Source organism: Ferruginibacter sp., assembly GCF_014377975.1.
Taxonomy (GTDB): domain Bacteria; phylum Bacteroidota; class Bacteroidia; order Chitinophagales; family Chitinophagaceae; genus Ferruginibacter.
Window position 1 is genome coordinate 1 of the sequence record NZ_JACMOO010000293.1, and the last position, 4,258, is coordinate 4,258.

The following is a 4,258-nucleotide window of genomic DNA, read 5'->3' on the forward strand; positions in this document are numbered from 1 at the left end:
GCGATGCTGCAAACGTTGGAAGTAGAACCACCTGCAGTGCCGCATTCTGTTCTGTTAATAGTTCTGGTTGTCTTTTTAATATCAAACCACCGGTGTCCTTCAGAGAGTAACTCAACTCTGCGCTGTAAAATTATTGCGTTCAATAATGCAGTTCCTGTTTCGCTGCCTGTTGCAACTCCCCTGTTTGTTCTTAGCTCATTCAGGTCATCCAATGAAGTTGCATCACCGGTCTGTTGTTTGGCTTCAGCACGTATCAGTATCATTTCGCCCGCCCTGAAAACTTTAAAGCTTTTTATACCCGCATACTTACGCGAAAGCGTACGTGGAAAATTACCAATGCCGGTTTGGTCAAAACCTATGAGTGAAGAATTTGCGTATGCGCCGCCCTGCGCAATTATAATTTTTGACATGGGTGAAGAAACCCTGTAATTAGGATTGGCTCCGTTGGTAGCACCACCCGGTGTCATACTGCCATCGGATGGAATGGCCCAATACACTTCACTTGAAGGAGCAGGTTCACCTGCTGCAGAAAATACGGCTGCAAAGCCGGCAGCGTCAGTCAGCGGCCGAAGGTTAAGTGCAATGGTGGCATCGCTTATAGCCGCATTCCAGTCTGATGCATAATAATCTACCCTTGCCTTGATGGCGTACACCACTGTGCTGTCAATATAATTTCTTGAGTCGTTAGCCGGTGTATCTCCTCCATTTCTGAACGCAGTAAGCGCATCATTTAAATCTGCGTAAATTTTATCATAGTCTTCCTTTACCGAATTGCGTGGAGGCAGATTTGCAAAAGGTTTTATAGCGTTGAATATTGTTACGTACGCCACGCCGGGGTTGGTAGAAGTACGATCATAAGTTGGGGCAAAATAACGCAACAAATCAAAATGGGCATGCGCCCTTATTGCAAGTGCCTGGGCTTTTATTCGTTTTGCTTCTGCAGCATTGTCGCCTGTTTCGTAATTAACGATGAAATTTAAAAGGTTATTCACTCTTGAAATAATTTCATACGGCTGGCTGTAAACACTTTGTATTGGTCCATAGTCCGCAGCATAACTCATTTCAGATTGGGTTCGCCAGTTGCCAAGACTTTCAAGTGCTTCTATCATATCATCACCCATTAAATCGGGCAAAGCACTCCATCCGCTTCCTGAACCTGAAGCAGCAGGATTGTTATAATAATCTGCACTTTGAAAACCGGCATAACAACCCTTCAGGGCGCTCCTTACATCATCAAAGGTTTTAAGATCTGTTAAGGAAGTTTGTGGGGTTGTTTCTAATTCTTTTTTGCAGGAAGAAAGTAAGACCAAACCTGTAAATAATGTAATAGCTGTGAGCTTAAATATATTTTTCATTTGTGTGTAATTGAGGTTGATTAAAAGGTTACGTTCAATCCAAAGGTTACTCTTTTTAAAGTTGGATACTGGGCGCCCGTAACATCTGCACTTGAATTAGCGTCCGCAGAACTGATAGAGGAAACTTCCGGATCCCAGCCCTGGAATTTGAATTTGGTGTATAAATTCTGGCCTTGTACAAATATCCTCACCGCCTGAATCTTTAATTTTTCCACTACAACTTTGGGTATAGAATAAGCGAGTTGAACATTGCGCAATCTAAAGAAATCTCCTTTTTCAAGATATCTTGTTGTTTTGCTCTGCGTGGTTTCTGTAATTCTTGGAAAGTTAGTTATCTGGCCTGGTGTAGTCCATGCATTGATACCATTTTTTGCAAAACCCGATGAAGTATAGCCTGAGTTTTCTACATTAATACGGGCATTGTTATAGATATAATTTCCGGCCGAGATTACGCCGAAAGCAGACAACTCAATTCCTTTAAAATAAAAGGTAGTTGTAACACCGCCGTTGTGTGGTGCATCACTGGTGCCCAGCACTACCAGGTCGTTTGCATCATAGTCTTCCGTGATTGTTTTACCATCTGCTTTCAGATATCTAGAATTGCCATTTGCAGGATTAACACCTGCAAAAGGTACCAGGTAAAAACTATTTAACGGCTTTCCAACTTTTAAAGCCTGAAAGCTTTTGTACAATTGAAAATCCTGTTTATCCGGCAAGGATTTTATGGTGTTTTTGTTGTAAGCATAATTAAGATCTACCGAAAATTTAAAATCTTTGGTGTCTACTATTTTTACGCTAAAAGTAATTTCTATTCCCTTATTCTCCATGCTGCCATTGTTACTTAGAATAGCTCCCCCGCCACCACTGGTACTGGGTACAAAAGGAGAGAAATACAGTCCCTTTGTCAGACTTTTATACACTTCAACGGATGTTCTTAACCTGTTTTTAAATAGTTCGAGGTCAACACCGATGTTTGCAGTACTCCTTTTTTCCCAGGTAAGATCAACGTTACCCAAGCCTCCGATTTGCAATGTTCCAGCGCCACTATAGGTTCCCCTTCCGTAGCGTTGTTTGTACGGAAAATCGCCAATACCATTTTGATTGCCTACGCTTCCGTAGCTGCCTTTTAGTTTCAGGTAATTGATAGCCCGTATCTTAAAAAAACCTTCATCACTTACGATCCATCCGCCGCCTACCGACCCGTATTTTGTCCACCGGTGTTCCGGGCTTAACTTGGATGATCCGTCGGTACGTCCTGTAACTGTTAGGTAATATTTATTTTTAAAGGCATAATCAACGGAACCGAAATAGGACATTAATGCACTGTTTTCAGGGAATCCACCACCAACAACCGGAATAAACCCATTTGAAATAGTACCTGCAACAAGCCCTGCTTCATTGTCAAAAGGCAGCAACAATCCATAGCCGGTATAATTAAAACTTCGTCCCTTGTTGCTTACAAATTCGGTAAATACTGAAGTTGACAGGCTGTGGTTTCCAGCTTTATCAAGTAAGGTGCGATAATTTAAACTATTGGTGATGGTATATTTTGTACGCCTGTCAAGGCTGCGGCTCACTTCTCCGTTCAGCCTGAAAGCCTGGCCCAGTGCATCGTTTTGCAAAGCACTCTGTGTGCCATTTTTGGTAATGCCAAAGCCTTCAAATTGCGAATAATCAAGACCACCGTTAATTTTATACGTAAGGTTTTTTACCCAGGGAAGTTTCCATTCTAAATACATATTACCAGAGCCCTTCAACCGGGCACTGCTGTTTTTATTTTCTGTTAATTCTTCAACAGGGTTTATCCAGAAAGGAAATTGTACGGAGTTGGTATACTTGCCTGTGGATGTGTAAGGCGTTTCGTATGGCAGCGCCCATATCACTGTGTTTAGTGGCGAACCTACACCGGAATTTCCTTCCAAAGTACTGGTAAAATCAGACCAGCCGGTGGCAAGGTTCACGCCCATTTTTATATTATTTTCTGTATGTGCGATGTTTAGACGGGCATTGTATTTTTTTATACCGGTAGCGATGGTAATCCCTTCTTCATTATAATAGCCGAGCGAACTATAAAAAGTTGTCTTTTCGCTACCGCCGGAAAGCGATAACTGGTGCGATTGGGTATTGCCTTTTCTAAATACATAATCATCCCAATTGGTGTTTATTTTTCGGTAATCGGCCACCTGCTGGTCTGTCCATCCCCAGGGGTTACCTGCAATCTTTGTTTCAAAATCAAGCTTCTCCTTTGTGTTCATTAACAGTAATTGATTTTTGGGAAGTTTAGAAGTTCCTATTTGCACGTCGTAATTTATTTTCAACCGGCCAGCTTTTCCTTTTTTGGTGGTAATAACAATTACACCGTTTGAACCTCTTGAACCGTAAATGGAAGTTGAAGCTGCATCTTTTAACACAGTGATGGTTTCAAAATCATTTTGGTTCATTGAACTAAAATCGGAACCCCTGATTTCTATTCCGTCTAATATGTACAACGGATTTGTAGATCCGTTGATGGAGCCTTTACCCCTTATTACCACATCGGCACTTGTGCCCGGTTGCCCCGAGCCTGTTTTAACATTTAGTCCAGGCGCCTGCCCCTGTAAAAGCTGGTCAAAGGATGCATTCGGTTGCGAGCGTACGTCATCTACTGATATTACCGACGCAGAGCCAGTGTTGGCACGTTTTGACCTGGTAACATATCCTGAAATGATTACTTCAGACAATACCTGGTTGCCTTTTTTCATGGCTACCAGCATTTCGCCGGCAGTAACAGGCAACTCAATTTCGCTGTAGTCTACCGAAGAAAAAATGATGGCCTTAGTTTTTACCGGTACAGAAACATTGAAAATTCCGGACGCATCGGTAACTCCGACAGCAGCCCCATTTTTTATTTTTACCGTAACGCC

General features: G+C 42.2%; 2 protein-coding genes. Both read right to left on the reverse strand.

Features of this window, described 5'->3' with window-relative positions:
• Positions 1-1,355: RagB/SusD family nutrient uptake outer membrane protein (locus H7254_RS15115; RefSeq protein WP_301933754.1), on the reverse strand; the 1,355-nt coding region annotated here is incomplete at its 3' end.
• Positions 1,356-1,375: 20 nt separating this feature from the next.
• On the reverse strand, positions 1,376-4,258 hold a 2,883-nt coding region (locus H7254_RS15120; protein ID WP_301933755.1), incomplete at its 5' end, for a SusC/RagA family TonB-linked outer membrane protein.